This window comes from Flavobacterium sp. HJJ, assembly GCF_015351475.1.
Lineage (GTDB): Bacteria > Bacteroidota > Bacteroidia > Flavobacteriales > Flavobacteriaceae > Flavobacterium > Flavobacterium marginilacus.
Genome location: NZ_JADKPR010000014.1, coordinates 77,336 through 98,634 on the forward strand (window position 1 = coordinate 77,336; position 21,299 = coordinate 98,634).

Sequence of the window (21,299 nt, forward strand, 5' to 3'; positions counted from 1 at the left end):
CAATCTTATGTACAAATATGGTTTAGATTTTTAAAAATTAATTTCCAAAATTATAGCGGAATGTAAATCCTGAACTAATATTGGTTAAAGGAAATGAAGTCGAAATAACCGGCTTAGAAAACGAATGATTGTAATAAAAGATTATAGTTAGGTTTTTACTCAAAGAATAATCTGCCGTAGTATTCAATGTCCATATATTTTGTCCGCCTCCTAACTGATTATTATCGTAATCTAAATAACGTACAATAGTCTGGCTGTCTCTATAAGTCAAATCGGCCTTAATATTAATATCGCTTTTTATAATACCTGTTGGATTATCGGCCAATTTAGAAGAAAAAATTACATCTTTAATTCTGTATCCCAACCCAACAACATACTCAACTCCATGCACTTCCGTTAATAAATTATTATCAAAACTCATAGACAAAGCTCTGTCCCTATTTATCTGAGTCAGTAATTTAAACGAATTTTTTAATTCAAAATCGATGCGCACCAAAGGATTAAACTGCTCTACCAAAGTAACATTCGACATAATAGTCGGACTGTAATAATTACCGCTGTCATCTAATCCATTAGGATCCTTAGTGTAATTAAAATTAGATCTAAAAGAATTAACGGTATAGGAAGCCCTATAATTTTGCTTCAATGAGAAACGTTTAAAAGTTTTTTTGAAAAACTCATACCGCATCAATCCATTGTATGTAATTGCCCAATTGGGGACTGGAAAACTTTTAAAAATATCAAAAGAAACATTATCAGCACTGCTTCCTGAATAAGCAGCCAAAAATGAAGGCAGTAAAACAGCTTGGCTCGAGCTTGAAAAACCAAGCGGAAAACCTTTCGAATCAAGATTAGCAGGATTTGTAATATCTATTCCTCTTTCCACAGCAAGCCTGTTAGCCACAGTAAGCCTATTATTTCTAAACTGATCAAAAGCTGTAGAACGAACTTCATTACTTGTTGAAAAGGAAGTTCCGATCAGTAGCGTTGAAATGGAGAATATTCCATAATTATAAGGAGACCTAGAATTATATTTTAAGGAACCATTATCTGTTGTTACATCATATTGTTCTGAAAAATTTTCAGAATATGAACGGTCTGCCAGCAGATCAATTTTAAGATCAGGGATTATTTCCAAATTGGCAGAACCCTTAAACTCTTGTTTATTTACAGTAGCATAGTTTTGATTAAACTCTGGATAATTGGTTAACCAGCCATTCTTGGCCGCCTCAAAGCGAACATCGCTCTGGCTTCCAAAAACAAAACCTAAAGTTGGTTTCGACGATCCAAAAAAACCAACACTTGGCGTGTATCCAGGCAAAACTGTTCCTTGATTTTCTGTAAAAGTCAACTGAATATTTTTCACACTCGTGAGCACACCCTTCAAACCGTCAATAAACTGATTATGATTAATCTGTTTTATAGGATCAGATTTGACAATTTTTTCACCTGGTTTTGGCGGTGCCAAAGTTTTTGGGGGGCTTTTAGGAGCACTTTTAGAAATCCCTATATATTTATAAAGAGTTTCCATATTGAAAGTTGTATTAAGAGTGCTCGATTTAGCATTTTGCACCGTATTCCCTAAATCGTAAGATACATCCCCAATAGACACATTATTTAAAGCTTCAGAAGATTTTTGCCAGCTGTAATCTCCAGTATAAGAATAATTAGCCTTTATAAAACCTAAAACAGGAATTTTATTCAGCGGTATTTCATAGTTCAAAATAAACTGCTGCATATGAAAATTAGCAGTTCCCGTGTCTAGATAACCATCCCAGATAGTTACATTATCAATGGGTTCATTAAATTCGTCCAGATAGTTTTTAACTAAATTTCTGGAAGCTGCAGTATAATTTATTTTTAAAGATTTAGTCAGATTAAAATTAAATCCATATTGATAGTTAAATCCAAAATTCCTTCTGAACAATGGCTCAAAACCAATACCAATATCTTCAACCTGTCTAAACTGCTGTTCATTACTCTGTCTAATCACATTGGTACTGAAAGTAACGCTGGAAGGCAGATAATTAAAATTAAGATCGCTCAAAAACTTCCAATAGGTGCTTTTTTTCATAAACTTTGTTTTTTGAAAAGGCTCTACCGGTTTTGGCTGAAATGCAAAAGCATAATCCAATGTTGTTCGGGACTGCTGATCAACATTTTTTTCTATTTCAAAATCATGACGCTCAACTTCGTTGTAATACTGTGAAAAAGTGAAATTTTCTACATCATAAGGCATTGGTTTTTTCTCTGCGCTCCGATCTTTTCTCACACCAATTAAGTTGATACTTTTACGTTTGGTATAATCTATTGCCTGAGTCCGTTTGGCTTTTCTTTCAGCGTCAGTATCGGCATCATCCAAAACCTGTTTTAATTTAATATCTTCATAAAACGGGTCATATTCCGGCGTGATAATTTCTTCTCCTACCGAATAATTAAAAGGCAGATTAACACCCCATTTTTTCGGCAGAAACCTTCCTAAATTAATATTAGTTACTACATTATACTGCTGAATATCTTCTCTGCTTCTTTCATTTGGTCCTTGCTCAATTGTTCCGAAACCAAAATTTTTCATATTTCCTGTGAATGAAACTGTTGCTAAATCTGCAAAATTTGTATCGACATTTAACAAAGCAGCTATCCCGCCTTTATTATCCATATCCGCCAAACGGAGTTCATTGAACCAAACTTCTCCTTTAATATCCTGATGGGGTTCATTACTTTTAACCCCAAGCATAATATTTCGAATCAGACCTAAATTTGGATTTCCTTTTATCCCCAAACGCAGTTTACTGTCCCCATCTCCGTCTTTTACATTTGGATCATCATCCGAATAATAAATTCCATCTGCAGGCAAAGTCGTTTTGTCAATTTTTAAGGACTTCAATTTTAAATCCGTCAATAATTTCAAAGATAAATCGATCTCATTATCTGTTGGCCAAACTAAATCAGCACTAGTCGGCGGACAGTTTTTATCAGATGAAGAAGAAGCTACTGTTACCTTTAACGGAATTTCTATTTGATAAAAATCATTAGAATAATCGGCCCCAATACGCAGGAAAGCAACCATCTGATTGTCTTTTAACTCGGTTTCAAACGGCAAAGATTCTGCATGCAGAAACATTTTGAGTTTATTATACTGACGCATATCAATATTGAAACTCTTGAAAGCACCGCGCCCGTCCAAAGGTTCTAAACCACCTCCAGAAATCCGCATTGACAAAGACTGTTCGTCCTGATTGACAACCGTATTATTGTTATACAGCTGTTCTCTTTTAACACTAGGCGGACTTACATAATTGATAGGACATTTATTGGAGTTCTCTTCAATATTAACCGAGGCCGTTTCAAAAACAGTTGCATCATCATTAACATTTATATCATTAGGATCTAATGAATTTGCATAACGTCTCCATTCTCCTCGCATTAAATCTAAAGCACCGAAACGCAAAGTAACCTGATCTGTAAAATTGGTCATGAACATTCTCATGAAACGAATTGACCTAAAATCTGAAATTTTTCCAATAGTATCCTGTGGCTGAGAAATAGGGATTTTAAACTGAATCCATCTTGCATCTGTAGTAGTACCGTTTGGCAAGGTTACAACCGTATTTCGTTCATCCGAAATATAATTCTGCCCCACTTTCATATCTGGTTTCATATCAATGCTGTATTCATAATACGCATTAATAGTATTCATCGTATTATCTCTATTCACATCTTCAACATCTGGAATTGTTGTAGAACCTCTGTTAGGGGAATTAATATTAACCGTTGAATTATTTTCGACCCCATTATAATTTTTATACCGATCAAGCACACTGCCTGTAGTATTGAGATAATATGTGTAATCATCTGCCGCCGGGTCGGGATCAGAGGCATAATTGTTATATACTTTTGCTTCATCTTTTGACGCAAGTCCATCAAAACCAATATCCTGATTGATACGGTTGTTTTCATTATTATCAAAAGCATAAATCAATGATTGCGACGCTGGTGCATTACCCCAAACTGGCGGTGGATTTACCAAAACCTGATCGGGTCCAAGACCATTTTCATAGACTTTTCGACCATCTTTCAAAACATCTTCGGAGATTTCGCCCAAATTAAAATAAATTTTACCTGAATTTGTATTTGATGTTTTCCCCGCTCCTACATAAGGATCCATAACCCAAAACTGGATATACTCCACGTTGCTTTGCTCAAAATTTGTAGAACTTAAAGATCTTATAATTCCTCCGTAATTTTCTCTGGGTGTATCAGAAACATTTAAATTATTATTGTAAGGACCTCGTTCCTTTGGATAAAAACTCAAATCGAAAGTACTCACAACAAGTGACTGCCCCTGAACAATATCTGTTAACGGGTATAACTCTTCACTATAAACTCTCCTTGTTGCATTGGTAGACAAATCATCATTGGTTATTCCTGACGGTTTTGAAGTGTAAAAAACAGGATCAATTGAATACCATGAAAGTTTTCCTCTTTTGAAACCATAGTCCAGCCCTTCTGAGTTTCCATTAAAATTATAAGTGCTTCTGCTGCTATTTGCCGGTGTAGAAGATAAAGCCCATGCATATGGAGAACGCAGATCTATTGATGACTGAGAACTTTCAAAATCATCAACATATATGGTAGATTCTCCTTCAAACTTATCCCCTTTAGATGCATTCGGCATCAAATAAGCAAACTCACCGCTTACTGTAACAGATGAAGGAGCATCTGTATCTATATTAGGAAGCTTATTAACCAGACGGGTAAAAAATGGAACCTGAGAAGAATAATTTCCATGCAGTCCAAATATACTATTATCGACAGATTCTTGTCCGTAACTGGATTTTTGGGTAAATGGTTTTTCTTTTAGATTCAAAAAAGTGGCACCAACCATAAAGTTTTCAGAAATTAGATGGTCGACATTCACACCAAAAAATCTTCTGGTCTGCTGACCAAAAACCGAATTATTTTCTAACGAAATTTCGACTGGCGTACTAGATCCCTGAAGAGAAGGATCTAGAATCTGGACTTTTCCTAACTGATAATTAACGCTATAATCTACTCCTTCCACCAAAACCCTGCCCGCTGCTGTAACTCTCACAGAACCTATAGGAACATTGAAAGCTCCTATTGGAATTCCGTCACTGCCTACAGCTTTATACTTACCGCGCAAAAGAAATTTATTCAGCTCTGGAAATTGAATTGCCTTTGCTTGTGTAACGCTGTACATATAAGGATTCACATATTTTTTCTGATTCTCATTATAAGTAGATACATCATTATAATTTTCGGCAGAGTCATTAGTTTTCAACTTAGAAAACAGTAATTCCCCAAAAGGTTCTTTAGTTGTAAAAATCAATCTTCCGTTTTGAGTATCGACGGTCATCCCAGGAATAAAATCAAAAAAACCGTCACCGCCTGCTTGGGGATCATTATTATAATTGAGTTTGTCTACTTCTAAGACTTTTAATAAAGTAGTATTATCAACCGTAACGGCAGGATCGGGATTTGGCGGAAATTTAGGACCTGTAACTGGTGTAATATAATTTAACGCAGATGGGTTTTTATATAATATATTTAGCCTAAAGTCTTCTTGCTGTAACTGATAAGCTCCCTGAATCTGATAAATATTTTTCATCATCAGGTTCCAAACTGGATCTGCAACATTTAGCAGACTGCTTTTTAGCATTTTTAATACTAAAGTCTGAGAAACAACAGTTTGATTAGAACCCTGACTTCCTCCAACCACTGTTGCTTCGACACCGTCATTCCCAAATTCCCCTACCTGGTATGTATTTTCTCCAATCGAATATTGATAAGCTACAGCCAGAATCTCGTCATTTCCTAATCTTTGCTGCAAGGAGATATATCCTAGCTGTGGATGAAAAGTGTATTCGTTAGGCAATAACTTTCGAGCGTTTTCTAACTTTGAATAATCCTGGCCCTCACTGGCCTTAGTGCTCCCAGGAAGCAAAAAACCATCATTGGCGGTTACAATTTCTCTAATATTGCTATTCAGATAACCATTCCCAGACTTAATTCTAGCTGGATCGTAATTATTGTTTCCATTATCGGCAGGAGAATTCACAGGTTTAAGAAACATTCCTGCTGGAGGTCCTCCAGAAGCACCATCTTCCAGTACTACAACCTTTCCATCAGGCAAACCTGTTAATTGAGCTTCTCCTAAATCCTGAAGTGCAATAATATTTCTTAAATTATTGCTGGTAGTATTCACCCTATTTTGTTTATTGGTTACCCATACTTCTATCCGGGTAATCTGAACTCTGGATTTAATGAAAGGATAATCTTTTAACGAAGCATCGTATTTGTCTCTAAAATATTGCGACAGGAAGAAATGCCTGTCATTATCATAATCCAAACCATACATTTCAAATTCCTGAATGGTTCCGCCACCTTGGGCCGTTACTTTTTTGGCCTGCGATTTTTGTTCAGAGAAAACCCCTGTAACTGTAGTTTTACCAAACTGCAGTTCGGTTTTTACCCCAAATAAACTTTGAGCTCCCTGAATCAAAGTACTGTTTAAAGGCATGCTGACATTTCCAACCTCAATTTTTCGGACAATATCATCATCTGCCGGAGTGTATTCCAGTTTTAATAAATTTTGAAAAGCAAATGTGGATTGGGTATCAAAATTAGCATTCACATTAAGTCTTGTACCAACTTTACCCAACAGACTCATACTTATCCGCTGATTAAAATCGAATGAAGTATTTGTGCGGTTTCTGGGTGAGAATGCTGGATTATCTTGTTTAGTATACAATAATCCTAAATCTACTTCAATCGATCCGGTAGGTTTTACGTCGATAGTATTACTCCCAAAAATAGATTCAAAAAGTCCTGATTTTATGTAATAACGAGGCAATAAATCTTTTTTTGCCGCATCGCTCCCTTTTTTATTTCCATCAATAGCATCCAGTTTTTTTCCAAAATACTGATTCATGGATTCTTTTAACATCAGTTTTTCATATTCTGCTGGAGTTAAAACAATAGGATAATTGATATTGAAATCATCTACCGAACTGGTATAAACATAAGTATTAGTAACTGGATCATAGGTATAGGCAGACAATATGCTTTTAGGATTTGCTAATTGAAGCTCTCCAACATCATATCCTTTTTTTATAGTATCCTGAACAGCATCCTGCACTTGAGCCTGAGACACGAAGCCACAAAAAAATACCAGCAAAAAAATGTATATTTTATGCATATCAATTAGGCTTGGTAAATGACCTTATAAATTTTTTAAAGCTTTTTTAATTATTGTTTCCACAGTAGCCTCTGGATCTTCTTTAATGATTTTTTCAATAACTTTTTCAGAAGTCTTCCTAACAAAACCAAGAACTTCTAGAGCAGATAACGCTTCATCTTTGTTAGTATTGCTCTGCATCATTGAAACTTCGTCCAAATCATACAATTTTAACACTTTTTCTTTTAAATCGAGTATGGCTCTTTGGGCAGTTTTGGCTCCAATCCCTTTTATTCTCTGAATTGCTGCAACATCACCAGAAGCAATTGCATTAATAATCTGCTTGGGTTCCAGAGACGAAAGCATTGTTCGTGCTATGCCTGCACCAATTCCGGAAACTGATATCAGCATTTTAAAAATTTCTCTTTCAGACTTCTCAACAAAACCAAACAAAGTGTGTGCATCTTCCTTTATCTGCAGATAAGTAAACAGCTTAATAAAATCTGTATTAGGCAATAAAGCATATGTATGAAGGGATATATTTACATGATAACCAACTCCGCCACATTCAATTACCACTTCGGTGGGGTTTTTCTCTACTAATTTTCCTTGCAAATGTGCTATCATAAAATAAATTATCTATTCAAATATAATAAAAATTTGAGATTAAAAGATAAATGCACTGCTGATATTAGATTACTCATTTCCGGATGTAAACTAACAGATGTCATTTCTTTCTTAAAACCTCAAATTTTAATCGTAAGTATTTTGCTATTATTATCCTTTCAATCTTGCGCTTTTTTCTTGAGCATCAATTACTGCTATTGCAGCCATATTTACCATTTCTTCTACTCTTGCTCCTAACTGGAAAACATGCACTGGATGTTTCATTCCCATCATAATCGGCCCGATTGATCCCGCTTTATTCAGTTCCTTCATTAACTTATATGTAATATTAGCTGACTCAAGATTTGGAAAAACCAAAGTATTTACTTTTTTGCCTGCCAATTTTGAAAAAGGAAATTTAGCAGATAACATATCCGGGTTTAAGGCAAAATCAGCCTGAACCTCACCATCTACAATAATTTCAGGATGGTGCTCATGCAGGTAGGCTACAGCTTCTTTTACTTTTGAAGCACTTGGATTTCCTGAAGAACCAAAATTTGAATACGACACCATTGCTATGACAGGCTCGACACCAAACATTTTTGCAGTGTTAGCAGTCATGACAGCAATTTTTGCTAATTCTTCTGCCGTTGGATTCACGTTTATTGCAGTATCTGATAAAAACATTGGTCCTCTGGCTGTCATCATAATATTAGTTGTCGCTACTAACGAAACATTAGGTGCCTTCCCTATAATCTGCAGCAGCGGCTTAACAACCGAGGGATAACTTCTGGAATGCCCGGAAACCATTGCATCTGCTTCACCAGTGTTTACCATCATGGCCGCAAAATAATTGCGTTCTCTCATGAACTTTTCAGCATCATAAAACGAGATTCCATTCCTTTTTCTAGATTCCCATAGTACAGCTGCATATCTGGTTCTTCTTTCTTCCTCCTCATTAAGTTTTGGGTCAATAATCTGTAGATCAGCATCAAAACCCAGTTCGCCTTTTAACTCAGATATAATTTCTTTATTCCCTAATAAAATAGGAAAACCAATACCTTCTTCATAAACAATCTGAGCCGCTTTTAAAACATCTAATTGTTCAGCTTCGGCAAAGACAATTCGTTTAGGATCTGTTTTTGCTCTATTGGTAATCAGGCGAATCATTTTATTGTCATTACCAAGACGTTCCAATAATTCTTCTTTATACTTATCCCAATCTGTAATTGGATTCAATGCAACCCCAGATTCCATAGCAGCCTTTGCAACCGCAGGAGCAACCTCAGATATTAATCTTGGATCAAAAGGCTTCGGGATAATATATTCCCTTCCAAAAACCAGTTTTGTAGCACCATACGCTATATTTACCTGTTCAGGCACATTCTCTTTAGCAAGTGCTGCAAGAGATTTTACAGCTGCCATTTTCATAGCCTCATTTATCTTTGTAGCACGAACATCAAGTGCTCCTCTGAAAATATATGGAAACCCGAGTACATTATTAACCTGATTAGGATGATCCGAACGTCCTGTTGCCATAATTACATCTTTACGTGTAGCAACAGCAAGATCATAGGCAATTTCAGGATTTGGATTTGCCATTGCAAAAACGATTGGGTTCGCTGCCATTGACAATAACATTTCAGCTGACATTACATTAGCTGTTGAGAGTCCTAAGAAAATATCCGATCCTTTTACTGCTTCTTCAAGACTAATAGAAGCACCATCAATTGCATATTTAAGCTGCAATTCAGACAGATTAGGGTTATCTTTTGTCAAAAGACCTTTGCTGTTGTACATTAAAATGTTCTCTTTTTTTACTCCCAATAAAACATACAAATCGGCACATGCAATAGCTGCAGATCCTGCTCCGGAAACAACCATTTTTACATCTTCAGCTTTTTTATCAGACAATTCTAATGCGTTAATCAAAGCTGCCGAAGATATAATAGCCGTTCCATGCTGATCATCATGCATCACAGGAATATTGAGTTCTTCCACTAATCTGCGCTCAATTTCAAAAGATTCTGGTGCTTTAATATCTTCTAGATTTATGCCTCCAAATGTTGGTGCTATATTTTTTACAGTCTGTATAAATTCTTCAACATCCTTAGTTCCAATCTCAATATCAAATACATCAATATCCGAAAATATTTTGAACAAAAGACCTTTTCCTTCCATTACGGGCTTTGAAGCTTCTGGTCCAATATCACCAAGCCCCAAAACAGCTGTTCCATTTGAGATTACAGCTACCAGATTTCCTTTTGCCGTATATTTATAAACATTATTTATGTCTTTAGCAATTTCTAAACAAGGTTCTGCAACTCCTGGAGAATAAGCCAAAGACAAATCTCTTTGTGTTGCATATTTTTTGGTTGGAACTACTTGTATTTTCCCTGGAGTCGGTTTAGCGTGATACAATAACGCTTCGGTTCTTTTACTATTATTGTCCATTTTTTATTTTTTTTACTAGTAACAAAGATAAGCCACCAGCTTTAAAACTGAAGCTTTTATCACAATCTTTTACTATTTTGATGTAATTTATAACTAAAAAAAATAGCTGCATTGAAATGCAGCTATTTAATAAAAATCTCAACTCACTGTTACTGTGAAATATATGAATCCAGATGCTTAATTGTTTCTTTTTGAACTTCAATTATAGCTTTTACAACATCACCGATAGACACAAGTCCAATTATCACTTCATTTTCAATCACTGGCAGATGTCTTATTCTTCTTCCGCTCATTAATCCCATGCAATATTCCAAATTATCTGAAGGCTTAACGGTTACAACATCACTCTCCATGATTTCACTTACAGATGTTTTTTTAGATGACTTATCTTTTAAAACAATTTTTCTCGCATAATCCCTTTCCGATAAAATCCCTTTTAAAACTCCATTGTCAATTACAAGTATCGCTCCTATGTTTTTTTCTCCCATAACCCGTAATGCTTCGAATACGGTAAAGTCCGAAACAATAGAATATACCTCCGACCCTTTTTTTCTTAGTATCTGATTTACAGTCATAATAGATAAATTTTAGAAAGTTAAATTTAGAAAAAAAAGATATACAAAAACCAAAAAAATCAAAATTTAATCTTTGAAACCAAAATTGAAATCTAAATGAACTAACAAAATACTGAAAATAAATTCTGTCATAGAATGCAAAATGTTAATTATCTATTTGTTTTTTTAGGTCCAAAACCAGTCATTAAAAAGTAAAAACTGCCAGTTTCGTAATTTATTCAAGGAAAAGGATATTTCTCTTTAAGCCTTTAAATTTTGATCTTTTAAGAGGGGAATCTTTAAAAACCTTTTTGAAGGTTTCTTCGGTAATTTCTATCCAATCTTTTTTGGACATAGAAAGCAATTCAGGATTGGCTTTTAACAAAGGCTCATTGTGCGGTTTAGAAAAACGGTTCCAGGGACAGACGTCCTGACAAACGTCACAACCAAAAGCCCAGTCATCGAATTTTCCTTTCATTTCCATTGGAATATTATCTTTCAGTTCAATTGTAAAATAAGAAATACATTTACTGCCGTCAACAACATACGGAGCAACAATTGCCTGTGTGGGACATGCATCCAGACATGCGGTACACGAACCACAATGATCAGTAACGGCATGATCGTATTCTAAATCAAGATCAATAATAAGTTCGGCGATAAAATAAAAAGACCCTGTTTTTTGAGTCAGCAAATTACTGTTCTTGCCAATCCAGCCCAAACCGCTTTTGGCAGCCCAGGCCTTATCCAATACCGGTGCAGAATCCACAAAAGCACGGCCTGACACTTCACCAATATGCTGCTGAATTGAAAACAAAAATTCATTAAGTTTTTCTCTGATGACAAAATGATAATCCTGACCATACGCATATTTAGAAATCTTATAGGAATCAGGATTTTGGGTTTCCGAAGGATAATAGTTCAATAATAGGGAAACCACGCTTTTGGCATCATCTACTAATACAGTTGGATCTAAACGCTTATCAAAGTGATTTGCCATATAGGACATCTGTCCATTATAATTTTTATTCAGCCAATTTTCTAAACGGGGAGCTTCCTGCTCAAGAAAGCCTGCCTTCGAGATACCGCAAGACAAAAATCCAAGGCGCTTAGCTTCAGCTTTTATAAATTTAGAATAGATTTCTTTAGAATTGATTGTCATCTTTTTGCAAATAAAACTTCAACACCTACAGGTTTCAAAGTAACCAGCGGATTAAACTGAACTTCTCCGCTTACTGGTTTTGTCTCATATTTTTTTACAATTTTAAAAAGCGTAAGACACATTTCATAAATGGCAAAACCGGTACCTATACACATCCTAGGCCCAGCCCCGAAAGGATAAAAATACTGCATGGAATGTTTTTTTTCATCACCTAAAAAACGCTCGGGATTAAACTCGTCCGGATTCTTCCAATATTTTGGATTCCGGTGCAGTTCATATAATGAAATACCAATAAGCGTTCCTTTTTTTATATGATAAGAACCAATAATATCATCAGTAACATTCTGCCTGTCCACAATCCAAGCTGGCGGATACAGACGCATGGATTCATTTAGAACAGCATTAATATAAGTCATCCTCTGCAGCTGAGTAACAGTGTCACTTTCATAGGATTCAATTTCTATAATTTCTTCCCAAACTTTTTGCTGCACATCAGGATGTTTTGCTAAAAGATAAAGCGTAAAAGTCAGGGCATTTGCAGTTGTTTCGTAACCAGCGACAAAAAGGATTTTAATTTCGTCTATTAATTGAGAAATTGACATTCCTTCGCCAGTATCTTCATATCGTGTTTCAAGAAGCATATTCAGCAAATCATTAGTTTGTACATCTGAAGCTGTTCTCTCCTCAATAATTTCTTTAATAATATTATTGTTCTCTAATGATAATAGAAAGTGCTTTTTTGTTTCTCCGCTCAAATAAAACCACCATCCTTTATGCGGAAGTCTTACTTCTTTAATTAAGAACTTTTGAACTTCATCAACAATAAATTTTATTCTATTTAATTTTTCTTTTGAAGCAGAAAGATGAAATAATGATTTTGCAACAACAGTATATGCCAGCTGACTCATTACAGGAAATATATCGACTGGTTTTTCTTCAGGCAAATTATTTAATTCAGAGACTATAATCTGTTCCATATTGACAACCAGTTCATTCATTTTCTGCTTATGAAAAGCTGGCTGAATTAATCTTCTTTGCTTCAGCCAAAATTCGCCATCGGAAGTCAAAAGACCTTTCCCAAGATATTTTGACAGATATACTGTCTGAATATTGGACTTATAATAATTTTTATGGTTTTTCTGTAATATGTAAATGGCTATTTCATTATCCCTTGACAGAACCAGATGTTTATTCCTGCCTATTCTAACAGAAAAAGTATCACCTAATTTGTCAAAATATTTTTTATGAAAAGGAATCGGATTTTTACGAATACCTTCAGCATCTAAAAAGAAATTAACTATTGAAAGTCTTTCAGGATAATTGTATTTCTTCTTCATCGCAATTGGCACAAAATTTTAAAAAAGTCCGCCTTGTATATTCGTTTTAATTTTACCCAAATGCTTATAGGCTTTTTCAGTAACTTCTCTTCCTCTAGGAGTTCGCATAATAAACCCTTCTTGAATCAAAAAAGGTTCATAAACTTCTTCGATCGTTTCACTGCTTTCAGATACGGCAGTGGCAAGCGTAGTTAACCCCACAGGACCTCCTTTGAATTTATCGATAATAGTATTCAGGATTTTATTATCCATTTCATCAAGACCGTGAGCATCTACATTCAATGCTTTCAAGGCATAACGGGCAATTTCAATATCTATAGTACCATTTCCTTTAATTTGGGCAAAATCCCTAACACGTCTCAATAATGCGTTAGCAATACGTGGCGTCCCCCTGCTCCTGCCGGCAATTTCAATAGCCGCTTCCATAGTAATCGGCATTTTAAAAATCATTGCACTGCGTTCAACGATAGTTGTCAAAAGTTCCGTTGTGTAATATTGCAGACGGGAAGAAATTCCAAAACGGGCACGCATAGGGGCAGTCAAAAGTCCAGAGCGAGTTGTTGCACCAATAAGTGTAAATGGATTCAAATTAATCTGAACAGTTCTGGCATTTGGCCCCGATTCAATCATAATATCAATCTTAAAATCCTCCATAGCCGAATACAGGTACTCTTCAACTATTGGACTCAAACGGTGAATTTCATCTATAAATAAAACATCACGCTCTTCAAGATTAGTCAGCAGTCCTGCCAAATCACCCGGTTTATCCAAAACAGGTCCCGAAGTAATTTTAATTCCTACTTTCAATTCATTTGCCAGAATATTTGCCAAAGTTGTCTTACCCAAACCTGGAGGCCCGTGAAAAAGAGTATGATCAAGAGCCTCGTGCCTTTGATTAGCCGCTGCAACAAAAACTTTAAGATTTTCCAATACCTGATCCTGACCAGAAAAATCATCAAAGGATAATGGCCTTAATCTTTTCTCGATATCAAGTTCTTCTGGACTGAAATTATTATTCGTAGGATCTAAATTCTCATTCATTCGATAAAGATAAAAAAAGTAATCATTGCAATAAAAAAATGCCTCTCAATAATGAAAGGCATTTATATAATTTTTGTGAAATTCTAGTGATGTAAAACTACTTCTCCCTCTTTCATTGGAACTGTCTGAGGAACAAAATCCTCTTCATGTCCAGGATTACTGTAATCATAAGGCCAACGGTGTACGTGAGGAATTTCTCCAGGCCAGTTACCGTGGATATGTTCTACTGGAGTAGTCCATTCCAAAGTATTAGATTTCCATGGATTTTGCTCCGCTTTTTTACCGTAGAAAATACTAACGAAGAAGTTATACAAAAATACTAATTGGAAAGCTCCACCGATTAAGGCAAAAGTTGTAATCAATACGTTAACATTTTGCAGATCATCAAATAATGGGAAGTTAGTATTTGTATAATAACGTCTTGGTAAACCAGCTAATCCGATGAAGTGCATTGGGAAGAAAACTCCATAAGCACAGACTGCAGTTACCCAGAAGTGAACATAACCTAAATTTTTGTTTAACATTCTTCCAAACATTTTTGGATACCAGTGGTAAACCCCAGCAAACATTCCGTATAGTGCAGATATCCCCATTACCAAGTGAAAGTGAGCAACAACGAAATAAGTATCATGAACGTTAATATCCAAAGTACTGTCTCCAAGAATAATTCCTGTTAAACCTCCAGTGATGAAAGTCGAAACCAAACCAATTGAAAACAACATTGCTGGATTCATCTGAAGATTACCTTTCCAAAGTGTAGTAATATAATTAAATGCTTTTACAGCAGATGGAATTGCAATCAATAATGTTGTAAATGTAAACACAGACCCCAAGAATGGATTCATACCTGAGATAAACATGTGGTGACCCCAAACGATTGTTGACAAAAACGCAATTGCAATAATTGACATAATCATCGCTCTGTAACCAAAGATTGGCTTACGAGAGTTTGTAGCAATAATTTCAGAAGTGATTCCTAATGCAGGCAAGATTACAATATATACCTCAGGGTGTCCTAAGAACCAGAACAAGTGTTCAAAAAGTACAGGAGAACCACCTTGATAATGTAAAACTTCACCAGCTATATAAATATCTGACAAGAAGAATGAAGTACCAAAACTTCTATCAAAAATCAACAACAAAGCAGCTGATAATAATACTGGGAACGAAACGATACCGATAATTGCTGTAACAAAGAAAGCCCAGATAGTAAGAGGCAATCTTGTCATAGACATTCCTTTTGTTCTTAAATTAATAACGGTAACAACATAGTTTAAAGATCCCATTAAAGAAGAAGCAATGAAAATTGCCATAGAAACTAACCATAAAGTCATACCTAATCCCGAACCAGGAATCGCTTGTGGCAAGGCACTTAAAGGAGGATAAATTGTCCATCCTGCAGAAGCTGGTCCAGCTTCAACAAAAAGAGAACAGATCATGATTACACTTGATAAAAAGAATAACCAATACGATATCATATTCATAAAACCTGAAGCCATATCTCGAGCTCCAATTTGAAGCGGAATAAGTAAATTACTAAAGGTTCCGCTCAAACCTGCGGTCAATACAAAGAAAACCATAATGGTACCATGTATAGTAACCAAGGCCAGATAAATATCATTAGCCATTACACCATTTGGCGCAAATTTATCACCCAACAAAACATTAAAAATCTTAAAAGACTCTTCTGGCCAAGCCAATTGCATTCTAAAAAGCAAAGACATACTTACACCGATAACACCCATTATGATACCAGTTAACAAATATTGCTTAGCAATCATTTTGTGATCAATACTAAAAATATATTTAGTAATGAAAGTGTCTTTATGGTGGTGTTCGTGTTCGTGATCGTGTCCGTGATCGTGACCTTCTGCTGACATATATTTATACTTTAAATTTTCTTAATAATAATTATTTCATTGCTATTTTCGCAACAGCTGCAGTATCTTTTGCAACAGTTGAATCTTTCGCTGAAGAAGCTTCTGGTGCAGCTGGTTCAGTTTTAGAAGCTTTTACTTCAGCAACTAGAGCTGTTTTTTCACTCAACCATTTTTTATAATCTTCAGGAGTATCAACTACAACTTTCATTTGCATATTATAGTGAGAAGCTCCGCAAATTTTGTTACATAATAACAAATATTCAAAAGTGTATGGATCTAATCCAGGCTCTCCTTTTGCAACTAATTCAATACTTTTTTTCGCTCTGATTGCATTAATATTAGCAACTTTTTCAACCATATAAGGCAAAGCTTGGTATTCAGCTGTAGTATAAATTGGAGTAAAAGCAAATTCTGTAACCATTCCTGGAACACAGTTCATCTGAGCTCTAAAATATGGGAAGTAAGCAGAGTGCAATACATCCTGAGATCTCATTTTGAAATGTATCTTTTTACCTTTGGGAATATGCAGTTCAGAAACCACAATATCATCCTGAGCATAAGGGTCTGACAAATCAACACCTAAAGTATTAACACCTTCAATTAATCTAACATTTGCTTTACCTAAAACATTATCAGCACCAGCATACCTTGCAGTCCATTTAAATTGCTGTGCATATAACTCAATAACAATAGTGTCTTCATCTTCATCAACAAACATAATGTTAGTCCAAGCATATAAACCATAAAGGATTAATCCCGCTAAAACAACAGCTGGAATAACACTCCAAATTGCTTCTAATTTATTGTTATCTGCAAAATATAAGGCTCTTTTATCTTTATTACCTCTGTATTTGAAAGCAAAGTAATGCAACAAAACCTGAGTAATTGCCTGAACAGTAAAAATTAACACCCAAGTAATATTCATTAGGCGGTCAATTAATGCACCATGATCAGAAGCAGGAGTATGAAGTACTAAATGACCCCATGTGTAAACTCCATATATTGTAAAGATATAGATGAAGGCTAAAAATCCAAACATCAAATATCCCTGTACATTATTATCATCATCGGTTGCAACTTGCGAATTGTCAGAAGTCGAAGCAACTTGCGTTAAATCGAATATCTTCGTCAATTGCCAAACAGCAACAGCCAATAAAACTAAAACTATAATTACCAACAAACTTGTCATCTGTTTATCTCTTTAAATATTAATAATGAAAATGTTTACTCTCTTCTATGAATGGATTTCTTTTTGCTAATAAAGGAGCTTTAGTTAATGCCGAGAATACAACAAAAATAAACAATCCAAGAAAGAATAAAACTGATGCAATTTCTGGCACACCAATAAACCAGCTGCCTCCAACAGTACCAGGCATAATCATATTAAAGAAGTCAACATAGTGACCTAACAATATTACAATTCCAGCCATAACCAAAACCCAAGTAATTCGTTTGAAATCAGTATTAATCAAAATTAAAACCGGAAACAAGAAATTCATAACAACAGCTCCAAAGAAAGGCAGGTTATATACTTGAATTCTTGTTATAAAATAAGTAATCTCTTCAGGGATATTAGCATACCAGATCAGCATAAACTGAGAGAACCATAAGTAAGTCCAGAATACGCTGATTCCAAACATAAACTTAGCTAAATCATGAACATGGCTTGTATTTACATGCTCTAAATATCCTCTAGATTTCAAGTAAAGAGTTACCATACAGATCATAGTAATACCGCTTACAAAGAAACTTGCAAACACATACCATCCAAACAAAGTACTGAACCAGTGCGGATCAATAGACATAATCCAGTCCCAAGACATAATAGATTCTGTAACAATAAAGAATACTAAAAATCCAGCTGAATAATTAAAATTCTTTTTATAAAAACTATTATCATTTGACTCATCTTGAGCTAAACAGTTTTTTCTAGAAAAATAACGGTATAAGTTCCAACCAGTCAAAAATACTGCAGCTCTAACAATCCAAAAAGGAAAATTCAAGAAACCAGATTTAGTCTGAATTAATTCATCATGCTTTACAACTTCAGGATCTAACCAAATAAACAAATGATTAAAGTGAAGACCACAAAGTACAAGTATAATAAAGAATATAACTGAACCTACAGGCAAATAAGCAGTTATCCCTTGCATTACTCTAAACAAAACTGGAGACCATCCAGCTTGTGCAACTTGTTGAATAGCGTAAAAAGCTAAAGTTCCCAAAGAAAGCAACATAAAGAAAATACAAGCCACATATAATGCAGACCAAGGTTTATTGCTTAATTGGTGAAATACATGCTCTAAATGTTCTTTATGTTCAGAATCAGCTTTAACATCATGTTTTGCCTCAGCAGACGCATGTTCAGAAGAAGCTGCTTCATGAGCACTTTCAGAACCATGTCCTCCATGTGAATCAGCTGCAAGAAGAGCTTCAACTTCTTGAATATTTTTAGGTGCACTCAAAAAACCATATCCAATTCCTAAAAAACCAATGGCCATTAAGACGAAAGAAAAAGTTTTTAATTTACTTGAAAATGTATACATATCTATTACGATCAGTTTGTTCAACAATTATTATTGTGCTTTTAGTTTAAGAACATAGTCAGCAACTAACCAGCGTTCGTGAGCACTCATTTGATTAGCATGTGAACCCATAGCATTTAAACCATAAGTTTCAACAAAGAAAATACTTCCTTCAGTAATCTCTCTGTCTTTGTAATTAGGAACACCAAGAAATTTTTCTCTTTCTACCAATTTTCCTTTACCGTCACCAGCAGCACCATGACAGCTAATGCAGTAAATTTCAAAAAGCTCTTTTCCTTTATCAGAATTTCTAGCTAATGAATCTAAAGGAGATTTTAAATTAGCTTTCGCTAAAGCATATCCCTCTGGAGTATTTTCATATTCGAAAGGTTCAAAACCTCTGTTTATTGAACCAACAGCAGGAAGCTGGCCTTCTTTACCGTTTTTAAATACATCAACTGGAGCCGGTGCATAAGTTTCTGCACTTACAGCTTCATACATATTTGGAAAATATTGATAGTTCGGTTTATCTTTATTAAAACAAGATGAAACCAATATCATTAAACCCAATACAAGCGTTATTTTATATAAACTTTTCATATCTACAATTAATGCTTTTCAATTACTTTAACTTCTACTGCACCTGTACCTTCAAAAAAAGAAACCAGATCTTCTTCATTTCCGTTAACTGCTACTTCCATCAAGAAGTGATCATCAGTGGTTCTTACATCAGGATTTTCAGCTTCTTTAAATGGCCATAATCTACTTCTCATATAAAAAGTAATAACCATTAAGTGAGCTGCAAAAAATACAGTCTCTTCAAACATAATAGGCACAAAAGCCGGCATATTATCAATATAACTGAAACTTGGCTTACCTCCAATATCTTGAGGCCAGTCCTGAATCATAACAAAGTCCATCAAGAAAGTTCCAAAAGACAAACCACACAATCCGTAGATAAAAGCACAAATTGCTAAACGCGTTGGAGCAAGCCCCATTGCTTTGTCCAATCCGTGAACTGGAAATGGCGTAAATACTTCTTCGATATGGTGGTGGGCTGCACGTGTCTTTTTTACTGCATCCATCAAAATATCATCGTCATTATAAATGGCGTATATAACTTTATTACTCATGATGTGAATGTTTATTAGCTTCTCTTTCTTTAATGTAATTTTCTCCTGTAGCTTTCAATATAGTTTTAACCTCTGCTTGTGCAATAACAGGGAATGTTCTTGCGTACAATAAGAATAAAACAAAGAAGAAACCTATTGTTCCGATAAAAATACCAATATCAACAAAAGTTGGAGAGAACATAGTCCATGAAGATGGTAAATAATCTCTATGTAATGAAGTAACGATAATTACAAATCTTTCGAACCACATACCAATGTTTACCACAATTGAGATTATGAAAGAAAACATAATACTCGTTCTTAATTTTTTAAACCACATAAATTGTGGAGAGAACACATTACATGTCATCATAGCCCAATATGCCCAAGCATAAGGCCCTGTTGCTCTGTTCAAGAAAGCATATTGTTCATACTCCACACCAGAGTACCATGCAATGAATAACTCAGTTATATAAGCAACACCTACGATAGAACCTGTAATCATAATTACAATGTTCATTAATTCGATATGCTGAATAGTGATATAAGCTTCAAGATTAATAACTTTTCTCATAATGATAAGTAAGGTATTTACCATCGCAAATCCAGAGAAAACTGCTCCAGCAACAAAGTATGGAGGGAAAATTGTAGTATGCCATCCTGGAATTACAGAAGTAGCAAAGTCCATGGATACAATAGTATGCACCGAAAGTACAAGAGGAGTTGCCAAACCAGCAAGAACTAATGAAACTTCTTCAAAACGCTGCCAGTCTTTTGCTCTACCGCTCCATCCAAAACTCAAGATAGAATATACTCTTTTGTTGAAAGGTGTAACAGCTCTGTCACGGAGCATTGCGAAATCAGGCAATAAACCAGTCCACCAGAAAACTAACGAAACAGATAAATAAGTTGAGATTGCAAATACGTCCCAAAGCAATGGCGAGTTAAAATTCACCCAAAGAGATCCAAATTGATTTGGAATTGGCAATACCCAATATGCCAGCCAAGGACGCCCCATGTGAATAATTGGAAATAAACCTGCCTGGATTACAGAGAAAATGGTCATTGCCTCTGCAGAACGGTTAATTGCCATTCTCCAACGCTGACGGAATAACAAAAGTACTGCAGAAATAAGTGTTCCTGCGTGACCAATACCAACCCACCAAACGAAGTTAGTAATATCCCAAGCCCAGCCAACTGTTTTATTTAATCCCCAAGTACCAATACCTGTAGACACTGTGTATATAATGCAGCCTAATCCCCAAAGGAAGGCTATTAATGCGATTGAAAATACAATCCACCATTGTTTATTTGCTTTACCTTCAATAGGTGCGGCTACATCAACAGTTATATCGTGATAAGACTTATCACCTATAACTAAGGGTTTTCTAATGGCTGCTTCGTAGTGAGACGACATAATCCTTTAT

The 21,299-nt window shown here is 35.2% G+C and carries 13 protein-coding genes; all 13 read right to left on the reverse strand.

Features of this window, described 5'->3' with window-relative positions; genetic code table 11:
• Window positions 1–37: 37 nt before the first annotated feature.
• The 13 genes from sprA to nrfD all read right to left on the reverse strand — a co-directional run bounded on the left by sprA (window position 38) and on the right by nrfD (window position 21,289).
• Window positions 38–7,222, reverse strand: a complete 7,185-nt coding sequence (gene sprA, locus IRZ80_RS12485) for a cell surface protein SprA (RefSeq protein ID WP_194641899.1) — start codon at window positions 7,220–7,222, stop codon at window positions 38–40.
• A 24-nt stretch (window positions 7,223–7,246) separates the two neighbouring features.
• Complete coding sequence (ruvA, locus tag IRZ80_RS12490; protein WP_194641900.1) at window positions 7,247–7,828, reverse strand: Holliday junction branch migration protein RuvA; 582 nt, start codon at window positions 7,826–7,828, stop codon at window positions 7,247–7,249.
• Between the two features lie 150 nt (window positions 7,829–7,978).
• Window positions 7,979–10,261 carry an NADP-dependent malic enzyme gene (locus IRZ80_RS12495; RefSeq protein ID WP_194641901.1) on the reverse strand — a complete coding sequence of 761 codons (2,283 nt, stop codon included), beginning with the start codon at window positions 10,259–10,261 and terminating at the stop codon, window positions 7,979–7,981.
• A 149-nt stretch (window positions 10,262–10,410) separates the two neighbouring features.
• Complete coding sequence (locus IRZ80_RS12500; protein WP_228520898.1) at window positions 10,411–10,836, reverse strand: CBS domain-containing protein; 426 nt, start codon at window positions 10,834–10,836, stop codon at window positions 10,411–10,413.
• A 214-nt stretch (window positions 10,837–11,050) separates the two neighbouring features.
• On the reverse strand, window positions 11,051–11,977 hold the full coding sequence (gene queG, locus IRZ80_RS12505; protein WP_194641902.1) for a tRNA epoxyqueuosine(34) reductase QueG: 927 nt from the start codon (window positions 11,975–11,977) through the stop codon (window positions 11,051–11,053).
• Window positions 11,974–13,314 (reverse strand): cytochrome P450, encoded by a 1,341-nt coding sequence (locus IRZ80_RS12510; RefSeq protein WP_228520899.1) that lies wholly within the window; start codon window positions 13,312–13,314, stop codon window positions 11,974–11,976. Before IRZ80_RS12510 ends, queG begins: the two co-directional genes overlap by 4 nt.
• 18 nt (window positions 13,315–13,332) lie before the next feature.
• Window positions 13,333–14,355 (reverse strand): Holliday junction branch migration DNA helicase RuvB, encoded by a 1,023-nt coding sequence (gene ruvB, locus IRZ80_RS12515; protein ID WP_194641903.1) that lies wholly within the window; start codon window positions 14,353–14,355, stop codon window positions 13,333–13,335.
• A gap of 83 nt (window positions 14,356–14,438) precedes the next feature.
• Window positions 14,439–16,235, reverse strand: a complete 1,797-nt coding sequence (locus IRZ80_RS12520) for a cbb3-type cytochrome c oxidase subunit I (protein ID WP_194641904.1) — start codon at window positions 16,233–16,235, stop codon at window positions 14,439–14,441.
• A gap of 31 nt (window positions 16,236–16,266) precedes the next feature.
• Window positions 16,267–17,424: a cytochrome c oxidase subunit II gene (locus tag IRZ80_RS12525; RefSeq protein WP_194641905.1), complete on the reverse strand. Its 1,158-nt coding sequence runs from the start codon at window positions 17,422–17,424 to the stop codon at window positions 16,267–16,269.
• A 19-nt stretch (window positions 17,425–17,443) separates the two neighbouring features.
• A complete protein-coding gene (locus IRZ80_RS12530; RefSeq protein WP_194641906.1) occupies window positions 17,444–18,781 on the reverse strand; it encodes a quinol:cytochrome C oxidoreductase in 1,338 nt (445 codons plus the stop codon).
• 30 nt (window positions 18,782–18,811) lie between these two features.
• A complete protein-coding gene (locus tag IRZ80_RS12535; RefSeq protein WP_194641907.1) occupies window positions 18,812–19,360 on the reverse strand; it encodes a c-type cytochrome in 549 nt (182 codons plus the stop codon).
• Between the two features lie 8 nt (window positions 19,361–19,368).
• Window positions 19,369–19,893 carry a DUF3341 domain-containing protein gene (locus IRZ80_RS12540; RefSeq protein ID WP_194641908.1) on the reverse strand — a complete coding sequence of 175 codons (525 nt, stop codon included), beginning with the start codon at window positions 19,891–19,893 and terminating at the stop codon, window positions 19,369–19,371.
• Window positions 19,886–21,289: an NrfD/PsrC family molybdoenzyme membrane anchor subunit gene (nrfD, locus tag IRZ80_RS12545; RefSeq protein WP_194641909.1), complete on the reverse strand. Its 1,404-nt coding sequence runs from the start codon at window positions 21,287–21,289 to the stop codon at window positions 19,886–19,888. Before nrfD ends, IRZ80_RS12540 begins: the two co-directional genes overlap by 8 nt.
• Window positions 21,290–21,299: the final 10 nt, after the last annotated feature.